Annotated in this window: 18 protein-coding genes; 3 read left to right on the top strand and 15 right to left on the bottom strand. The window is 54.2% G+C overall.

The genetic code is table 11. The features are described 5' to 3' along the window. Nucleotides 1-118: 118 nt before the first annotated feature. The 3 genes from NSU18_RS21070 to NSU18_RS21060 form a co-directional block, all read right to left on the bottom strand. Entirely contained in the window at nucleotides 119-664 is a 546-nt protein-coding gene (locus tag NSU18_RS21070) for a hypothetical protein (RefSeq protein WP_341015892.1), read from the bottom strand. Between the two features lie 76 nt (nucleotides 665-740). Continuing rightward, a complete protein-coding gene (locus NSU18_RS21065) occupies nucleotides 741-2,732 on the bottom strand; it encodes an FAD-dependent oxidoreductase (RefSeq protein ID WP_341149969.1) in 1,992 nt (663 codons plus the stop codon). A 140-nt stretch (nucleotides 2,733-2,872) separates the two neighbouring features. After that, nucleotides 2,873-3,694, bottom strand: coding sequence for a MerR family transcriptional regulator (locus NSU18_RS21060; RefSeq protein ID WP_341015890.1), 822 nt, complete (start codon nucleotides 3,692-3,694; stop codon nucleotides 2,873-2,875). Between the two features lie 206 nt (nucleotides 3,695-3,900). Here NSU18_RS21060 and NSU18_RS21055 point away from each other — a divergent pair, with 206 nt between their 5' ends. Further along, a complete protein-coding gene (locus NSU18_RS21055; protein ID WP_341149968.1) occupies nucleotides 3,901-5,004 on the top strand; it encodes a GIY-YIG nuclease family protein in 1,104 nt (367 codons plus the stop codon). A 17-nt stretch (nucleotides 5,005-5,021) separates the two neighbouring features. Here NSU18_RS21055 and NSU18_RS21050 read toward each other — a convergent pair whose 3' ends face one another. From NSU18_RS21050 to NSU18_RS21010, 9 genes are all read right to left on the bottom strand, one after another. Then, nucleotides 5,022-6,020: an alpha/beta hydrolase family protein gene (locus NSU18_RS21050; RefSeq protein WP_341149967.1), complete on the bottom strand. Its 999-nt coding sequence runs from the start codon at nucleotides 6,018-6,020 to the stop codon at nucleotides 5,022-5,024. Further along, nucleotides 5,974-6,261: a LytTR family DNA-binding domain-containing protein gene (locus NSU18_RS21045; protein WP_341149966.1), complete on the bottom strand. Its 288-nt coding sequence runs from the start codon at nucleotides 6,259-6,261 to the stop codon at nucleotides 5,974-5,976. Before NSU18_RS21045 ends, NSU18_RS21050 begins: the two co-directional genes overlap by 47 nt. A 370-nt stretch (nucleotides 6,262-6,631) precedes the next feature. Beyond that, nucleotides 6,632-7,450, bottom strand: coding sequence for an ABC transporter ATP-binding protein (locus NSU18_RS21040; RefSeq protein ID WP_341149965.1), 819 nt, complete (start codon nucleotides 7,448-7,450; stop codon nucleotides 6,632-6,634). Continuing rightward, nucleotides 7,450-8,481: a FecCD family ABC transporter permease gene (locus NSU18_RS21035; RefSeq protein ID WP_341149964.1), complete on the bottom strand. Its 1,032-nt coding sequence runs from the start codon at nucleotides 8,479-8,481 to the stop codon at nucleotides 7,450-7,452. Before NSU18_RS21035 ends, NSU18_RS21040 begins: the two co-directional genes overlap by 1 nt. Beyond that, complete coding sequence (locus NSU18_RS21030) at nucleotides 8,478-9,518, bottom strand: FecCD family ABC transporter permease (RefSeq protein ID WP_341015884.1); 1,041 nt, start codon at nucleotides 9,516-9,518, stop codon at nucleotides 8,478-8,480. Before NSU18_RS21030 ends, NSU18_RS21035 begins: the two co-directional genes overlap by 4 nt. Next, entirely contained in the window at nucleotides 9,515-10,606 is a 1,092-nt protein-coding gene (locus NSU18_RS21025) for an iron-siderophore ABC transporter substrate-binding protein (protein WP_341149963.1), read from the bottom strand. Before NSU18_RS21025 ends, NSU18_RS21030 begins: the two co-directional genes overlap by 4 nt. Nucleotides 10,607-10,830: 224 nt before the next feature. Further along, nucleotides 10,831-12,462 (bottom strand): copper amine oxidase N-terminal domain-containing protein, encoded by a 1,632-nt coding sequence (locus NSU18_RS21020; protein ID WP_341149962.1) that lies wholly within the window; start codon nucleotides 12,460-12,462, stop codon nucleotides 10,831-10,833. Between the two features lie 234 nt (nucleotides 12,463-12,696). Continuing rightward, nucleotides 12,697-13,551, bottom strand: coding sequence for an SDR family oxidoreductase (locus NSU18_RS21015; RefSeq protein WP_341015881.1), 855 nt, complete (start codon nucleotides 13,549-13,551; stop codon nucleotides 12,697-12,699). A 127-nt stretch (nucleotides 13,552-13,678) separates the two neighbouring features. Next, nucleotides 13,679-14,263, bottom strand: a complete 585-nt coding sequence (locus NSU18_RS21010) for an NAD(P)H-dependent oxidoreductase (protein ID WP_341015880.1) — start codon at nucleotides 14,261-14,263, stop codon at nucleotides 13,679-13,681. A 121-nt stretch (nucleotides 14,264-14,384) separates the two neighbouring features. On the opposite strand from NSU18_RS21010, the gene NSU18_RS21005 reads away from it, so the two are divergent. Continuing rightward, a complete protein-coding gene (locus tag NSU18_RS21005) occupies nucleotides 14,385-14,819 on the top strand; it encodes a MarR family winged helix-turn-helix transcriptional regulator (RefSeq protein ID WP_036722792.1) in 435 nt (144 codons plus the stop codon). A gap of 31 nt (nucleotides 14,820-14,850) precedes the next feature. On the opposite strand, the gene NSU18_RS21000 is transcribed toward NSU18_RS21005, so the two are convergent. Both NSU18_RS21000 and NSU18_RS20995 read right to left on the bottom strand, forming a co-directional pair. After that, nucleotides 14,851-16,275, bottom strand: a complete 1,425-nt coding sequence (locus tag NSU18_RS21000) for a DHA2 family efflux MFS transporter permease subunit (protein ID WP_341149961.1) — start codon at nucleotides 16,273-16,275, stop codon at nucleotides 14,851-14,853. A 70-nt stretch (nucleotides 16,276-16,345) separates the two neighbouring features. Beyond that, nucleotides 16,346-16,951, bottom strand: coding sequence for a TetR/AcrR family transcriptional regulator (locus NSU18_RS20995; RefSeq protein ID WP_341018532.1), 606 nt, complete (start codon nucleotides 16,949-16,951; stop codon nucleotides 16,346-16,348). A 249-nt stretch (nucleotides 16,952-17,200) separates the two neighbouring features. On the opposite strand from NSU18_RS20995, the gene NSU18_RS20990 reads away from it, so the two are divergent. Next, complete coding sequence (locus NSU18_RS20990; protein ID WP_341149960.1) at nucleotides 17,201-18,241, top strand: C40 family peptidase; 1,041 nt, start codon at nucleotides 17,201-17,203, stop codon at nucleotides 18,239-18,241. Nucleotides 18,242-18,480: 239 nt separating this feature from the next. Here the strand turns inward: NSU18_RS20990 and NSU18_RS20985 are convergent, their stop codons facing one another. Further along, nucleotides 18,481-18,822 (bottom strand): zinc ribbon domain-containing protein YjdM, encoded by a 342-nt coding sequence (locus NSU18_RS20985; protein WP_341015877.1) that lies wholly within the window; start codon nucleotides 18,820-18,822, stop codon nucleotides 18,481-18,483. Between the last annotated feature and the right edge of the window lie 109 nt (nucleotides 18,823-18,931).

The following is an 18,931-nucleotide window of genomic DNA, read 5'->3' as shown; positions in this document are numbered from 1 at the left end:
ATGCTATGCAGCAGGATGGGCCATTGTTCGCCTTAGGGACACGCATGCCAGCAGCACAAAAAGACCCCCGCCTCCACATCACATGGATTCAGGGATCTTATTTGCGGATTACACTCTCTTACCGGTGCCTGCCTGCTCTCCTGGCCCGGAGGAACGCGAGCTGCTTCAGCATGTCCTGATCGTATAAGCTGCCCGCGATTTCCGGTTGCCCGGTATGTAGATGGGTAATCTCCTGCACTGCTGCCGGTCTTGCGGCGGCAGGAAGAAGAGTGGAGGTGCCGTCCCTGTGAATGATCAGGCTATGGCCGGGCGAGGGGTGCGGCCCGCGCACATACTCGTCAAGATAGCCATATACCCTACGCTGCATCACAGGATCTTTGCTCATCTGCTGCAGAATATTAGGAGCGATTACAAGCTCCCGCTGATCCCTCCGCTCTCCTGCATCCGCCTTCTTCCCCTTGCTGCCTTCTTTGGCTACCGCCATAATGCGGACTGACAGGCCGTACCTTGCCTTGATTCTGCGTGCCTGATCTTCAATTGCCGCTCCCACAGCCGCCATCATCTCCGGGAAGCTGAGCGAAGAGCGCCCGGCGGAAGCGTGCTCCGCCTGTTGCGGTGAGCGGGTCAGCGAAGCGGCGTTGATTCGTGATATGGGAATATACATCGAACGTTCCTCTTCTCGCGCGTAAAGTTCAGGACAACTCTTTATCGGCAAAAAGAGGAAAATTACTTATAAAGGGCTATTCCCTAGCCAATGCGCCCGCAGCCGCATCCTCGCCGCCGAGCCGCCCGGAGGTGAAGGAGTAACCCAGTCCAACGCCGTTGCCTACATAGGTATCATTGAATAACACCCCTTCAGACTCTACACCCACGGCATACAGCCCTTTGACCGGCAGACGCTTATCATTCAGCACCTGGAACTTGGTATTGACCAGCAGACCGCCTACTGAACAGAGGTTGTTAATCTCGGCTATAACGGCGTAATATGGTCCGCTGCTACCCATCGGAACCAGATATTCCTTCGCCTTGCCGAACTCCGTATCGGTGCCTGTCTTCGCTGCTTCCTCATAGAGCTTGAAATCAGCGGTGAACACTTCAGGGTCCATCCCTGCATTCTTCGCCAGCTCTTCCAGCGTATTGCCCTTGAAGCCGTCGCCGCTGGCTACCATGGATTCGAAGACTTTATCCGCATCCTTCCAAGGCTGGTCCAGTGTGAACTTGTCTTTATAGGAGGCATAGAATTCCGGCGGCATACCCGGCAGCTTAGGCGCCTGAAGCCCCTTCATTCCCTTCGTCTTAAGCGCATCCAGCTGCGCCTGCGAGACAATAACCAGATGATATGCTCCGTTAAAAGCACTGGTATTCGCTGCCGCAACCGCTGTAAGCGTCGCCGCCTCATCTCTGAATCTCGCGCCCGAAGGGCCGACATTCATCAGGGTCGGCAGGTAAGACAGCATCATCGGATAGCTCGCTTCAAACGGCTCGTACTCCGTCTTCAGCTTGTCTGTAGCTCTCGCCAGCGTCTGGTGCAGCATCTGCCCGCCGAAGTTGTCCGGCACCTTCGCGCCGATCTCCCAGGACATCTTGAGCCCTTCGCCGATGTTCTGCCCAAGCCCGCCGTTCACGCCTTCGAAGCCAAAAGCTTCCTTAACCATCTCTTTGTTTCCGGCATATCCTCCGGTAGCCATCACAACGCTCGCTCCTGCAATCTCCAGGGTTGTTCCGTCAGACTTCTTGGCCACGACTCCGGTAACCTCTCCATTAGCGCCAGTCATCAGCTTCTGGGCGATGGCCTCCGTGATCACCTGTCCGCCGCCCTTCTCTACGGATGCTGCAAGCATCTTGCGCAGCAGCTCCTGGCGGGTCTCAAAAGGGGGCAGCATATGGAGCTGTTCCCCGGCGAAGTTCAGGAAGGTCGTGGTGTAACCCTTGCCGGTCAGCCAGTCATAGGTCTCGCCCGACTTCGTGACGTACTGGCGGATTGCCGCAGCATCCACGCGCCAGTGATTGTTCACGATCCAGTCAGCAATCTCCTTCTCGACTTCTACTTTCAGCCCGCTGCTTAGCGCGGCAGAGGAGTTGTAGAATTTGCCCGCCCAAGACAGGTTGCTCGCGCCGCCGATCGTCGCTGTTTTCTCGATCAGAATGACCTTCGCGCCCTTATCCGCCGCTGATACCGCTGCTGATACACCCGAAGCACCTGCTCCCACAACGACAACATCTGCCGACAGCTGCTCGGTCTTGCCTTCTCCCGATTTCACTACAGCCTTCGTTTTAAAAGCCTCCACATTGCCGCCCGCCTGCTTAAGCGCATCCTCCACAGCGGTCAGAATCGCCTTGCTGGACTCGGACGCCCCGCTAACAGCATCAATATTCAGGGTCTGGCCGGATAGAATCTCCTCCTTGACCTTGTTGATCGCCTCTACTCCGATTCCGGCGGTTTCATTCTGGCTGACCACATTGATTCCGGTAATGACCGACTTATCGTCAAGAGTGACCTCAACCTGAATCTTGCCGTCCTTGCCTTCAGCCTCTGCTTTATAGGTTCCCGCTTTGAAGCCTGCCGGTACAGCACTTGTATCCGCTGGCTGTGACGCCTGCGGTGAAGCGGACGGCTGCTCTGAAGCTGCCGGTGCGGCGGAATTGTTACCGCTGCAGCCGCTTAGGAGCGACAGGACCAATACCAGACATACAGTGAATAGAAAAACCTGTTTTGTTGCTTGCTTACGCATCCATTTCTCCCCCTGTGCGGTTAATGCAGCCCCTTTTCTCTCTCTAATAGGACTGCTGACTACCGCACAAAGTGTAAACCTTGGTACTGTACCAAGGTCAATGAACATTATGTGAAATTTTTCTCAAAGTGGAGCAGATGCTATTCCGTTTCTACCGGAATATTAATCTCCAGATACGTTTTGCTGCCGTTACCCGTGCGCTCGGTGAACAGAATTTTACCGCTGATGTCCCCGCTAATCTTATAATTCTGCGCCTGCACGTAGTCCAGCATGAACCCGAAGGCATCCCGCTCCAGGTAATCCTCCTGGCCGCTGACAATGACAGCAGAGATGCAGACCGCAGGCTCCAAATACTCCACGCCATCATTCAAGCAGACCCCGAGCTTCACCTGATCCTCCGCAAGCAGGCCAAGTCCCCAGCTATACTCCAGCTGCCCTAATCCACAGACACATTCGCTTGCCTTATTCCCAACCCGGAAGGAGTAGAAGGTGAACGGCAGCAGCTCCATCCACGCCTGGACGGTGTCTTTAAGCTCCTCCTTTTGCAGCAAATGATTCTTGTTCGTCTGCTGAATCCGGTACATGCCCGGCACCTGCTTCATCTTGCATGTATATAGGGATGCGCTGACCTGCGCCAGCTCCGCCTGAATCTCCTGAATCTTGCCGAGCAGCAGTGTGCTGCGCCGGATCTCCTCCTCCAGCTGCATACCCGCAGCGGCAATTGACCCCATCACTTGCTCACACGGCGCGTCCTTAATCAGCCCGGCTACATCCTGAAGCGGAATCTGCATGCTCCGGTACCATCTGCTCGTCAATAGATTCCGTGCATCCAGATCGTTGAAATACCTGTAGTTATTATGATGATCCTTCATCGGCCGGACAATATCATGTTTCTCATATAAGCGCAGTGTATCTGCCGTCACTCCAAGAATAGACGCAAATTCACCGATCGAATACTTCATCAGCAGCCCCCCAGCTTACTTGATCGCATACGCTCATGCCTATGGTTCATGTCGTTAATGATAGAGGGTTTGGCCGGGAGACATTGTGGATTATGTCACACCGCCTTCCGCCGGAGGACCGGGAAGAGCTTTTCCTGTCGCAGGTGGAGGCGGCATGGTCTATACTTGAAGGATACGGAAGAAACTGACGAACGGAGGCGGCTGCCATGTCCGCACAGTTAATAGACAAAGTCGCCGGACTGCCCTTGACGCCTGGCGTATACCTGATGAAGGACGGCCTGGGTCATGTGATTTATGTCGGCAAGGCGAAGCAGCTGAGGAAGCGGGTCCAGTCTTATTTTTATAATAATAAGGGGCATTCGCCCAAGGTGAAGCAGCTGGTTAAGCATATCCGCGATCTGGACTACCGGCTGACCGATACAGAGCTGGAGGCCTTCATGCTGGAATGCCAGCTGATCAAAGAGATCAAGCCGATGTATAACCGCAAAATGAAGAATCCGCTCGCCTACAGCTATATTTCCATCGTGGACAAGGCGCCTTACCGGCAGATTGAGATAGGCTACGAGCCAAGTACAGAGGCGGGCAGCCTCGTGTATGGCCCTTATACCAGCCGGAGTACTGTGGAGAGAGCGGTGCTGGGCATCAAGGAATCACAGCGCATTCTATGCAGCAGTCCCCATGCCCGCAGCTCCCGCTGCCTGAACCATTCGCTGGGCTTATGTATCGGCATGTGCGGAGGCGGGGAGGCAGCTGTGGCGCAGTATGAAGCCGTCATAGACGAGATGATCTGCTTGCTGGAAGGCAAGGGCAGCGGAATTGTAGCCGGACTGGAAGCCCGGATGGAGGACGCTGCGCTGCGGTTCGACTTCGAGACCGCCGCCAAATTCCGCGATTATCTGGGGGCCGTCCATTCGCTGCTGCAGAAGGAGCAGGTGATTGAATTTACCGGAGCGAACAAGAATATTATCGTGCTGGAGCCGGTGGACGAACAGTCCCATAAGCTGATCCTGATTAAGGGCAGCGTGATTCTCTACCGTACTCTGCTGGCAAGAGACGCGCTGAACGAAGGGCAGCTTACCGGGATGATCGCGGCATCCGCCCGGGAGGTCTTCCGCAGCAGCAGCCAGACCGCCGCTACGGAAGAGATAAGCCGCCACAAGATCGATGAGGCACAGATCGTCTACAGCTACCTCAAGAGCAGCTCCAGCCATTATCTGCTCGTCCCGCTGGAGTGGCTGGAGGATGAGGGTGTGACGGGGTTAGAGGAAGGGATAGCGGAACTGGTTCAGTCATCTGTCTTGGATATGTAGCAGTCAGTTTTGCCCCCTTAATACACCGCCTGCGGCGCAAACGGCCCGGTGCCTTTTAACGTATAGTCGTAGAATTCAAGAATCAGCCTGTTCATGGTCTCAATACAGTAATACTTATTGATATCCGCCTGCCCGCGCTGCAGCATATTCGCAAGGATGGGGGAGAACAGCGGCAGATCGGTCAGGCTCAAGTGCTTGGCTCCCTGAAAATGAACGGTATACGCGCCCTTGAAGTTCGGATTCGCTTTGTTATTCGCTGCGTAAGCCGAGTTCTTCCCGAGCTGTCTCCACACATCGTCGGTGTATATGTTCAGCAGCGGTATGCGGTAGGGCTCATTTTTGGCAGCCAGATCATTGATCTTCCGGTCATATACCAGTTCTGTGAAGAACGGGGCATCCAGATTCACGGCAGCATCCACATCGCTGCGCTCCCGGCCAAGCGCGACGCTTGCCGCACCACCCATGGAGTGGCCGATTACACCAATGTGCTCCGTATCAATCCGTTGGTACACGGGGTCCTGGTCACTTGCCGCTTTGTCCAGAATCGTGTCGATTACCAGATTCATATCTCCGGTGCGCAGCTTCATCCATTTACGCGTAAGACCGTATAGCTCTTCTACGTTGTACACTCCGTCCTTATTGGAATCGTTGACCTCCCCCATATACGCTGCATTAATCATAGTGATCTTACCGTCCACACCCTGTGTATAAAAAGAATGGTAAGGATGATCGAGGGATACCACGACATACCCGTGGCTGGCCAGCTCCGTGAAGGTTGAAGCGTTGCTCTCCCTGATCCCGAAGGCTCCATGAGAAAAGATGATCAGCGGATACTTGCCCTCCGCATTACCCGGATACCAGAATTTCACATTCACCCTCCGGCGCTCCCCCGTATCTGTAAACTCCTCCACCCGGGTAGGGTCTGTATAGGTGTAGACAGCCGTTCTGACTTCATATTTCCCGGTCACTTCAGGTGCACGGTACTGCGGGAATAGAACAGGCGGGATAAAATCCAAGTCTTTGTTTCAGTACGGGCACATACTGTCTTGAAATGACTACACGCTCCCCATTATCAAGCAATGCTGTGAACCTGCCGCTGAGGGACGGACGCACGCTCTCGATCTTGGCGATATTCAGAATCGTGGATTTGGAGGCGCGAAAACAGTTCTTGTCCCGGCACAGCTCCTCCAGCTCATACAGCTTCTGCTTTACTTCATATACCTGGTTCTCGCTGTAGACGAATACCTTACCGTCCACGGCTTCGAAGTAATAGACATCACTGAGCTTGATGCGGCTGACCCGCTCTTCCTGTACCCCCAGGAGGACCAGAGTCTCTGCCTTAAGCTTATGTACAATCTGACTGATCTCTTCAGTTGCTTCATAGCATCTGATGATGATTTCCTCTTGCTGCTCCCTGCTGATATGTTCGATGGAAATTCGGATAGGATCACCTGCGATAATTCAGATTTGGATATCTGTTGCCTAATTAGTGTACATGATACGGGAACCGCTCCCATACGACAAATATAACTTACATACAGGTACGCCAAAAGACTGTCCTCCGGTTGGACCGGTCGGACAGTCTCATATGCGATGCAGAGTTTCCAGGAATGTAATGCCCCAATCCTTACTCTAGCGTATTCTCCTGCCTGTTATGATAACGCCCTCTAGGCACGACCAGCGGGGAACCGGAGACCGGATCAGGAATGACCATACTATCCAGTCCGAAGATCTCTTTGACCCGCCCGCTTGTGATGACCTCTGCTGGCGGGCCCTCGGCAACCAGCCTGCCGGAATGCAGCGCAAAGATGTGGTCGGCATACCGGGCGGACAGGTTGATATCATGCAGCACCATGACGATGGTGGTTCCGTGCTTGCGGTTCAGATCGGTGAGCAGGTCCAGGATCTCCACCTGATAGGTGATATCCAGGAAGGTCGTCGGCTCATCCAGGAACAGGATATCGGTCTGCTGGGCCAGGGCCATCGCAATCCAGACCCGCTGCTGCTGGCCGCCGGACAGCTCATCGATATTACGGTTAGCGAATTCGGTGATATTCATAATCTCCATCGCTTCGGCCACGGCCTCGTAATCCTTCCGGGACCAGCCCCCAAGCAAGGACTGGTGCGGGAACCTGCCGCGCCCCACCAGATCGGCAACCGATATCCCTTCCGGGACAATCGGGGATTGCGGCAGCAGCCCGATGACCCGGGCCAATGCTTTGGCCGGAATCTGCGAGATCGGCTTGCCGTCCAGCGTCACCTGGCCTGCTGTATGCTTGATCAGCCTGGCCATGGTTTTGAGCAGGGTGGACTTTCCGCAGCCGTTGGAGCCGATAATCACGCTGATCTGATGATCCGGGATCACCAGGTCTATCCCGTGAATAATCGTCTTATTCTCATAGCCCGCTATCAACTGCTCAGCTCCAAACACATGTGCCTTGTTCATTATAATTCTCCCTTTCGATTCATGCGGATTAACAGGAAGATCAGATAAGGCGCTCCGAGTAATCCGGTAATGATGCCTACAGGGAATCTGTACTCAAAAGCAAATTGTCCAATCAGATCGGACGCCAGGACCAGATTCACGCCGACCAGACCTGCGGGGATGATGCTGGAGGCACCTGTACCCACCAGTCTTTTGGCAATCGGCCCTGACAGGAAAGAGACAAACGCAATCGGTCCGGTAGTAGCCGTAGCCATCGCCACCATGCAGACAGAGCTGACAATCAGTGCAATTCGGGTCCGGTCTGTGCGGACTCCAAGCGAGGTAGCCGACTGCTCCCCCAGCTCCAGAATACTCAGATGCTTGCCCAGCAGGATAATGATTGGCGAACAGATCAGCACGATGATTATCAGCGGCGGAAGCTCGCGCAGCTGTGAGCCGTTGAGACTGCCGGTCAGCCAGCGGACTGCTGAAGGGATGTCCTTCTCGGAGCCGATCAGCAGCAGATAGGAGATCACGGCGTCCAGCATCGCCTGAAGGCCGATCCCAATCAGAATTAACCGCCCGATGGAGAAGGTTCTTCCCCTGGAGAGCACGTAGATCAGCAGCACGGTAGCAAGGCCTGCGATTACCGAAGCAACAGAGACTACAGCTCCACTGGCTTGCAGGATCACGATGCAGTATACCGCCGCCGCACTTGATCCGGAGGTAATGCCAATGACATTCGGGTTCGCCAGCGGATTGCGCAGCATCGTCTGGAAGGTGTACCCGGCCATGCCGAAGGCGAATCCGGCAAACAGGCCCGCCAGCATCCGCGGCAGCCGGATAATATTCACGGCGAAGGAAACACCCTTCAGCTCTTCGCCGGAGAGTGCGCGGAAGACCTCGGCAACCGGATAGATGGTATTCCCGAGCAGAAGCATCGCGCAGCACAGTACACAGGCAAGTACGGCAAGCAGGCTGGTAACGATCAGACCCCTGCGGTGTCTCCGGCGTCTGCCCGCCATAATGAATTCAATCGTTTCATTTCTCATAAGGACCGCACTTTCGATTTCATCGCTAATAGAATCAGGATTGGTGCCCCTACAAAGGCTGTAACCACACCGACCTCAAGCTCTCCGGGGCTGCCAATCAGCCGCCCGCCTACATCGGAGACCGTAAGGATAATAGCCCCGGTGACCGCTGACATCGGAATCACGAACCGCAGATCCGAGCCGAGGATCAGGCGGATCACGTGAGTGGACAAGAGGCCGATAAACCCGATAGGTCCGGCCAATGCTGTCACTGCTCCGCATAATAATACTCCGGCCAGTGCGGCGATAAGCCGCAGTGTTCCTGTGCGGACCCCGAGGCCGGTCGCCACATCATCGCCCAGGGCCAGCGCATTCAGGGCCGGAGCTGTAAGGAAGGCAATCAGCATGCCGATCAGCAGGAACGGAAGGAAGGTTGTAATCCCGCTCCAGGTCCCCGCACCCACGCTGCCCACCTGCCAGAACCGGAACTGGTCCATGACGTAAGCGCGCGGAATCATGATGGCGGTAACCAGAGAGGACAGAGCCGCGCTGATCGCAGCACCCGCCAGAACGAGCTTAATGGGCGTGGCTCCGCCACGCCCCATCGAGCCGATTCCGAATACGAATACCGCTGTAATTGCAGCTCCGGCTAAGGCTAACCATATATATTGGCCCGCAGTGCTTATGTTCAGGAAGGCAATTCCGCAGACCACGAACAAAGAGGCCCCTGTATTCACCCCGAGGATGCTGGGATCGGCAATCGGGTTACGGGTCACCGACTGCATCAAGGCTCCCGATACACCGAGCGCCCCGCCGCACATCAGGCTGAACACCGTCCGGGAGATCCGCTTGCGCACCACGTTTGCCCCATAGCTGTCCACCTCTGGACGGAATAGCCCGTCCATCAGCTCATTCCAGCCTACATGACGGGCTCCCAGTACCAGTGAGGCAATGATGCACAGGACCAGCAGGACCATGCAGCTCACCAGCACCAGGATGAAATTCTTCGGCATATGCAATTTTAGCTTGTTGTCGTCCGAGACCGGTGAACTCATCATTTTACTTTATCAATAGCTCCCCCAATTAAGGCAAGGTATTCATCAATCGTATACGCAATGGACAGCGGGTTCGGTGTTCCGGCAGCAACCAGCGGAGTATCACTGTCGATAAAAGCTACCGATCCCCGTTCAATGGCCGGGATTTTACCGATTAGTGAATCTGCCTGGAGCGTCTTCAGCAATTCGTCATTGCCATAACCTACGATCAGATCTGCATCATACAGGGCTTCCACATTCTCGGAGCTCAGGCTGAGCGAGTAGCTGGTAGGGTCTGTAATCTGTTTGGTAATGCTCTCGGGATACGTCATGCCCAGCTCATACAGGAATGCGACCCGGGAGTCCACAGGTGTATAAATATGCAGTTTCGATAAGTCCTCAGCGGAGAAATTGACCCAGACTACTTTTTTGCCGGCAATCTGCGGGTATTTGCTCAGCTTGTCCTTAACCAGGGCTTCAGTGTCCTTGATGAGCTGCTCGCCTTCAGGCTTCATGCCCATGCCTTCTGCGTTCAGCAGCACCTGCTCACGCCATGTCGTAGCCCAAGCAGCTGTCGGGTAAGCCACCACTGGAGCGATCTTGCTCAGGGTCTCATAGTCTTCCTTCGTTAGGCCCGAGTAAGCGGCCAGAATAACATCCGGGTTAGCATCAGAGATCGCCTCGAAATCAAGACCATCGGTATCCTGGAACACATTCGGATCGGTTACATTCAGCTCCTTGAGCTTATCTGCGGTCCAAGGCAGCAGCCCGCTGCCATCCTGCACGCCAAAGTTCGCAGCCGAGAAGCCTACAGGGACAACGCCCAGAGCCAGAGCCACATCATGGTTAGCCCATTGCACGGTAACTACGCGCTCCGGCTTGCTCTTAATTACAGCTTCACCAAGCGCATGCTTGATGGTAATCGGATAGGTCACAGCATCCTGCGCCGCCGGTGCTTCTGTGCTTGCCGCTTCGCTGGTTGCAGCTGCTGCCGGTGCCGGTGAAGGTGAAGCAGCAGAATTCGACTGGTTGGAGGAGCAGCCTGCCAGCACTAGAGTTAGCGCTAATGGAATGAATAATGTCTTGAACGAGAATTTCTTGGTACTGTACATGTGTGGACCCTTCCTTATCTGAATAGGTTTTTTATGCGATAATGAGAATCATTATCGATAAATATATACGTGTCTGGACAGGTTGTCAATGTAGAATATGGATTTCGCGCGCAACAAAAGCCCGCAAGCGGCACCTGTTACAGTGAGCCGCTTGCGGGTTTGATCTACTTTTGGCCTCGGTTTAACCCTGGCCTAATATAGAGGATTAACCTCTGCACCTTAAATTACATAGTCTTAGTCAGGGTAATGGACTGATCGGTGTTGCCCCATTGTACGTTCCAGCCCAGCAATTCGGTGATGAAACGAAGAGGAACTACGGTTCTGTTGTCGCCGTTCACGAAGACTTTGGCGCCGACGGATTGTCTCATGCCGTTGAGTTCCATGAAGTCTTTGTTCATCCAGAATACAAGGGTGTCGTTGCCTGCTTTGATCGTAACCTGCTGAGCCTGCTTATCCCATTTCACCTCTGCGCCGATGCCTTCACTCAGGTAGCGAAGCGGGATGTAGGTCATTCCGCTCCAGATAAACGGCTTAGTATCCATTTGAGTGACTTGTCCGTTAATGTTCAGGACCTCGCTGCCTACCTTCATCCAGACTTTCACCATAGAAGCAGGATCTGCTGGTGTTGCAGGTGCGGGTGCTGCTGCTGCATCCTGGAACTTGTCGTTGAACTGCGTAACAATCGCATTGCCCAGCGCTTGGCCTACGCCGAACATTGTCTTGTAGCCCTCGCGGTTCGTCTTGTAAGAAGCGTCATAGCTGCCCGCTGCATACTGCGTAAGCACCTGCTGTACCTGATTCTCGTGAGTGGTCAGTGCAGATTGCCCCGCTGACTTCGGCAGGTTGCCTGCTGTAGCCGAATCAAGGAAGGCTGCGAATTCAGTGGTGAAGCTGGCAATACGCGCTTCAACTGCCGCTTTTGCCGCTGCATCATTGTTCTTCACTGCCGCTGTGAAATCAGCCTGGGCATTCACATGATTCGTGACCCAGATTTTCTCGAAGGCCGCTGCCCCGTCTGCACCATAGATAGATGCAATGGCTGCCTTGAAGTCTGCCGTATTCATAGCTTCGGCTGCAATCAGCGCATTGGAAGCGGCTCTTCCGTCATATTGCTCCTGCATTTGCAGGACGGACAAGGCGAAGTGTTCACCCGCTAACTGGTTGAGTGCCGATCTCAGATCAGCAGCCTTGGTATCTGCCTTGGTATGCTCGAATTTGGCAGGCATTTGCGTGGTAATCGCACTGGACAAGGCCTTGCTGATGCCAAACATCTCTGCATACCCCTTACGGTAAGCTTCATACGCGCCCTTGTAATCACCGGCTGCATAATCCTCGAACACTTCCTGGACATGGTTCTCATGACTGCGGATAACCTGCTTCGCGGACGCGGCCGGAAGCTTGCCCTCTGTGGCCGTGCCGAGGAAATTCCCGAATTCGTCTACAAATCCGCTTACTTTATCTTCTGCAGCTTTGACGGCTGCGGCGTCCTTGCTCTTCGTCGCCTTCACCAGATCGTCGGTATACTTGTTATGTGCACGGAAAATCCGTTCAAATTCAGCTGCGCCAGCATCACCGTACAATGAAGCAATGGCGGGCTGCATATCGAGTGCGTTCTGATCAAGCGCCTGGTAAGCCGCTGCCGCATCCTTGGTACCGTCATAGGCCTTCGTCATTGCAGTTACGGCAAGGGTGAAATGCTCGGAGAGCAGATAATCCAGGCCCGCTCTCAGCTCGGCTGCCGGTGTATTCACCGAAGCCTTCATCATCGCGGCTGCCGGGGCTGCCTCCGCACCTGCCAGTGCAGGTATCATCAGGGTCAAGCTTAACATCGGGACGACTAATTTCTTCATCTTCATCTCACTTCACTCCTTAGGTTGGGGTAATATGTGGTGTTCACGTTGCCTGTTTGTCTGTACATACACTGAAACGCAGCGAATTCAGGTTTGGATCACCATCCCGGCCAAAAAAATAAAAACCACCCCCAACAGTCGAGAAATCAGAATTTCTATACACAAAAAAGCCGCCCGCCGGTGTCAAATACCGGAACGGGCAGCCTCTTATAATAAGATAACCTATCAGCAGAATGCAGGTTACGCCAGCAACGCGCTTACCCCTTCACTCAGCGGGGTAAGCGGACGGTTCAGCAGCTTCGCAAGGTCGCCGCTCTCGATATTCAGCGCGCCATCACGGATGGCTGCCTGGATGGCAACCACGATCGGCAGTGCCGCTTCCGGCACGCCTGCTTCGCCCATTACCTTCGCATAGGTGGCATCATCCACCTGCTGCACGGCAACCTCCTGGCCCAGAACCTCGCCGACCACTGCTGCCAGCTCTGCCTGGGTAAGCGGAGTGCCGGACAATTCGTAGATGACACTCTCACGGCTCTCTCCAGCCAGAACAGCCGCTGCCGCTTCAGCATAATCGCCGCGTGTAGCCCAGCCTACCTTGCCGTCTTCGGCTGAGGTCAGCCAAGGAGCGCCGGCCTTCACGGCCTGAATGGAGCCGGCTTCATTCTCCAGGTACCAGTTATTGCGCAGGAAGGCATAGGGAATGCCGGATTCGCGGATGAACTCTTCTGTGGCACGGTGTACCGGGGCCAGGAACAGGGAGCTGTTCTCGGCATCGCCTACACTGGTGTAGACGATGAAGCCTACACCTGCACGGACAGCGGCGTCTACAGCCGCCTTATGCTGGCGGATGCGGGTGTCGTTGTCGCCGTCAGCCGAGACGATCAGCAGGCGCTCCACTCCGGCAAAAGCGGTATCCAGCGTCTCCGGCTGATCGAAATCACCATGACGGACATCGACGCCGCGCGCCTTCAGGGCTTCTGCATTCTCCGGGTTTCTGACACTGGCTACAATATTCTCAGCGGGTACGGTCTTCAGCAGAGTCTCTGCTACAATGGAACCAAACTTACCTGTTGCTCCTGTTAATGCGATTGTCATCTTAATTCCTCCAATTAGGTTCTTGTATTTCAATCTCAGCTCTAAGCTCTCGTTGACATCGGTAATCATCACTCATGTAACCATTGTAGTTACAAGTAGGTCGGATGTCAAATAGATTGTGCAAGATTCACCCAACCGTCTTGAAATAGCGGTAGATCTGCTCCAGCTTCTTGCTATGCTTCCCTTTCTTGCTCTCCATATTACCGAACTCGAAGAACTTCACCTTACGGATGCCCACGTAGTTGAACAGGGCTTTGCGCATCAGTATCTTATGCGAGTTCCCCAGCCACAGCAGCGGGTAGTGGGTCGGCCCCTTCATGCTGGAAATGCAGACCACGCTTTTCCCCTTGAGCAGCCCCTCCGGCAGCAGGCCGCCCTTATCCCGGTAGGCGAAGCCCGATGCGAACATCCGGTCGATGTAGCCCATCAGCATCGCTGGCGGGCGTCCCCACCAGATCGGATAGACCAGAACGATCTGATCGGCCCACAGCAGCTGCTCCCTGTACTCTGCCAGCTCCGGTTCACGGTACATATCCCGTCGACGCCGGTTCTCATTGAACACCAGGACCGGATCGAATCCGGCCGCATACAGATCAAGCACCTTGACCTCCGTAATCTTGGCATTCTCCTTGCTGCCGCGCAGCACTTCCTCCAGGAAGGCGTAGCTCAGGCTCTTATGGTTCGGATGGGTGTAGATCACAAGTGTATTCATCAGTGGCATTCCCCTTTAGTTGTCATTTGATAACCAAAACATAGCACAGCCGTAAATTACTTGTCAAATGATAATTGTTTTTTGATAATTAATCTGGTATCGTGACCTCTGAGGTGATCTTATGGACAACAACCATCTTTTTCAGAAATTTATAGCCTTCACTGCCGCCGTCCATCAAATAACGAACGATATCTCCAAGGACGTGAACTCAGACGGCTTAACGCCGCTGCAATATAAGATTGTGGAATACATCGCCGTCAGCCAGCCTGTTACGCTCAGCGAGATCAGCGACTGCATGAACATGTCGATGCCCAATACGAGCCGGGAGCTGAAGAAGCTTAGCGAAAAAGGGCTATGTACCCGCATCACTGACCCCGCTGACCGCCGCAGACAGGGAATTACGCTCTCCGCCGCAGGCGAGGCGCTCATGAATGAGGCCTTCGGACAGATCGCTGTCCGGTTCGAGCAGCGCATTGCGGCGCTGAGCGCTGAGGAACGCAAAGAGACCGAGCGGGCGCTCGATCTCTTGCAGCAGAAGGTATTTTATTTGAGCTGAGGGTAAGGGCTGCCCTGCATTCTATGAGCGGTTATTTCACAGCAACGCCCTTCGCCGCAACCTCGGCAGGCGCAGGAGCCTCCTTCCGCTTGATGAACAAGGACAGGATCAGCGCAGCCACCGCGGCGCCTGTGGTGACCATAGAAGCCACATTCATTCCGTGAATTAAGCTATGGACATCGCCTGTCTGCTTCAGACCGCCGCCGCTGTAGGTCATTATAGTAACAAGCAGGGCCGTCCCAATGGAACCGGCGACAGTACGCAGTGTAGTGTTAACGGGGATGCCGTGGCGGATCAGGTCAGGCGGCAGAGAATTCATTCCGCTGGTGATGACGGGCAGCAGGGTCAGGCTGACGCCAGCCATCCGCAGAGAGTAGCCGACCATCAGGAACATATAGGACGTGTGCTCCGTCAGATTGGAGAACAACAGTGCAGAGATGACCGTCAGGCTGATTCCGGTAATGACCATCGTTCTGGCACCTATTTTATCGAATATTCTTCCCGCTATCGGGGACATGATACAAATCAGAATCGCACCCGGCAGCAGCATCAGACCTGACTTCAGCGCAGTATAGCCAAGCATGGTCTGCATATACAGCGGCAGCAGGAGCTGCGCGCTCAGCATGATAATCATCAGGATCATACTGATTACCGTAGCCAGGGTAAAAGAGGGGCTGGTGAACACCCGCAGCTCCAGCAGAGGATTCTCCATCTTCAGTTGCCGCCACACGAACAGGCAGAGCGCGATGAACCCGAACGAGAGGGAAATTAGCACCTCGGTGCTTCCCCATCCTTGACTGCCGGAGACACTGAATCCGTACAGCACACCGCCGAAGCCGAGCGAGGATAACGTCATGGAGAGCGCGTCGGCCTTACTTTTCACCTGTGGCGTCACGTTCTTCACCAGAAACACTCCCAGGAGCGTAAGCAGCAGCGAGCAAGGAGCCAGAATATAGAACAACAAGCGCCAGGAATGATCCTCCACAAGCCAGCCGTTCAGCACAGGCCCAATCGCCGGAGCGAAGTTAATCGCCAGCCCGATCAGCCCCATCGTGAACCCGCGCCGGGCAACCGGGATCAGAATGAACGTCAGGGTCTGCACCAGAGGGAGCATAATGCCCACTCCGACCGCCTGGATGATCCGTCCCGTAAGCAACAGACCGAAGCCGGGGGAAACCGCACACAGAAGCGTCCCCGCGCTCAGCATCCCCATCGCAAAGACGAATACCTGCTTCGTCGTGAAGCGCTGAATAAGATAAGCTGTGATCGGAACAACAATACCGGTAACCAGTGCAAAAGCAGTCGTTAACCACTGCACGGTACTCGCAGACAACTGGAACTCACCCATAATGTTCGGCAGTGCCGTATTCAGCGAGGATTGATTCAATAGCCCTGCCATTGTCCCGATAATTAGAATAGCCATGATTAAATTGGTTCCCTTTGGTGTCTTCTCCATCTCTGCTCCTCCTCTATCTCTACTTTTAAAACTAACTAGTTGTTTATATTTGTCTTAAAAAAAACCGCCCTTACAATAAAGACGGCTCCATGACGCCATGGATAATAAATTGCACGATCTGACTGGTGGCCTGCTCTCTATTCTGCGGGGAATCCAGATTGCCGAACACGTGCTCGAACCTTGAAGACGACTGCAGTGTCATAGCAATCATGTTCATGGCCAGCATCGGAAAGAGCGCGGGGTCCAGATCCCGGCGGAGGATTCCGTTCCTCTGGGCGGCCAATGCAACCTTATACATCTGAGGATCATCGTCAAGACGGTAGCTGATCTGATTCAAGGTCTTCCAGCCTTCCGCAGCCTCCCAGAACAGGATTCTCAGGTAAGTCCGGTGCTCCAGCAGGAAGGAGACCGTCTGACGGGTCCAGTAATCCACGAAATTTTTGAATGCGGACGGGTCCTTGAGTTGCTGCTCATCCTTCAGCAATTCGCTGATGAACGAGCCGGTGATCTGTTCACTAACCTGGTCCGCCCGCTTGACCACTTCCGTGTACAACCCTAATTTGTCGCCATAATATTGGTAGATCAGGCTTTTGTTATACCCGGAAGCCTTCGCAATGGCATCAATCCGTGCCGCTGAGAAGCCGTACTCGGCAAAGATCTCCTCGGCTGCATCCAGGATAACGCCCCGGGTCCGGGCGGCATCGTAGATTTTGGCGCTGCGTTTATTCCCAGTTGTGGTTATGGTTGTTACCCCCTATTCTTATTTATAACTAACTGGTTAGATTGTAATCTCCATCCTAGCGGATGTCAAGCTCAGTTCTTACAGCCTTGTCTGCGAAACGTTGCCAACAATTGGCACAAAACCAATTCACACCAATCGCGTCTAACTGGAGAGAGTTAAATCTATCCATAAGGTGATGAATCCATGACAACCAGAACAACTATGCTGCTGTCTCTGCTAGGACTGGCCCTGACCGCTACGGCGGGCGGTAATGCCCATGCAGATGCAGCACCCTCACCCCAGCCCATCTCCATTTACCTGGACGGGCAGCAGCTTCAGCCGGAGACACGGCCGCTAAATATCGGCGGGACTGTACTGGTTCCTATGCGCGGACTGTTTGAAGCCCAGGGAGCTGAGCTCTCCTGGAACAATGCAAGCAAGACCGTAACCGCCGTCAAAAGCGGCACTGCACTTACCTATACCTTAGGCTCGTCCACAGCTCTGCTGAACGGGAAGACAACCCAACTGGCTGTACCGGGACAACTGACGCAAGGCTACAGTATGATTCCCCTGCGCTTCGTCAGTGAAGCCCTGGGCAGCCAGGTGAGCTGGGAGCCGGCTTCGGGCTCCGTCCTTATCTCCTCGGCGTCCGCCTATGAGACCTCGGTCACCTGGGGAGTCAACCTGCGCAGCACCCCGGATGCCGGGAGCAGCGCCTCTAGCCTGGGCCTGCTGCCCGCCGGCAGCAAGGTCCATGTCATCCGTGAGGTTGACGCCCTCTGGCTGGAGGTGCAGACCGCAGATCATAGGAGAGGATATATCTCATCCAAGCCGAAATTTACGGATTACAGAAGCCCTTCCCTGCTGCAGAAGCAAGGGGAAGCCCTGATCGCCTCAGGTAAGAAATACCTGAATACCCCTTATGAATTCGGCGCTTCTCCTGACCAGACGAATACGTTCGACTGTTCTTCTTTTGTGAAGCGTGTATTTGGGGATACGCTGGGGATTGAGCTTCCCCGCGTCTCTTACGATCAGGCACAGGAAGGCCGGAAGGTTAGCCTGGACGAGCTGCGCACCGGAGATCTGCTGTTCTTCACGGCCAGGGGCCTCGATATCGGACATGTAGCCATCTACGCCGGCAATAACCGGATACTGCATACCTACTCCAAGGAGCAGGGTGTACATATGGAGGATTTCAGCAGCAAGTGGAAGCAGCGGTTTGTTACCGCACGGCGGATTCTATAGCGGGGAGAGCAAGCGGAAATTCAGCGGTCCCCTGTAACAATTGGATTTTCTACACTTGCTGCTAAGCAAATGCTCGGTTCAGGAGTAACAGTTGGAAAAAAGGCACTTAATCTGACCAAACACAGCCGATTCCATAAGATTCGGTGAATTAGGTGTACTTTCTCCAACTGCTTCTTCATATGACTCCATTCCGCCAGAAATAAGTGCCTTCTTTCCATCTCTTCCGATCCTGCTTCATGCTATGCCTTGCGCACAAACTCCGATTTCAGCTTCATCGCGCCGAACCCGTCGATTTTGCAATCGATATCATGGTCACCGTCCACCAGCCGGATATTCTTCACCTTGGTGCCGATCTTGAGCACGGACGAGCTGCCTTTGACCTTAAGATCCTTGACCACCGTTACGGTGTCCCCGTCAGCCAGGACATTGCCATTCGCATCCTTCACTACCTTCTCATCCTCGCCGCTTGCGCCCGCTGCATCCAAAGACCACTCATGTGCACACTCCGGGCAGACCAGAAGCGCTCCATCCTCATAGGTATACACAGAGCCACACTTCGGGCAATTCGGTAATTCATTCATTGATTAATAATCTCCATTTCTGCTTCATGCACGTTGTATTGGGATAAGTCTGCTTTATTTTAGCATATTCCTGCGCATGGTAGTTGATAAGATCATGTAATTATATTAC

The sequence above is a fragment of the Paenibacillus sp. FSL H8-0048 genome, from assembly GCF_038002825.1.
Lineage (GTDB): Bacteria > Bacillota > Bacilli > Paenibacillales > Paenibacillaceae > Paenibacillus_AQ.
Note: the sequence above shows the minus strand (reverse complement) of the source record. Positions and strands in the feature narration are given on the sequence as shown.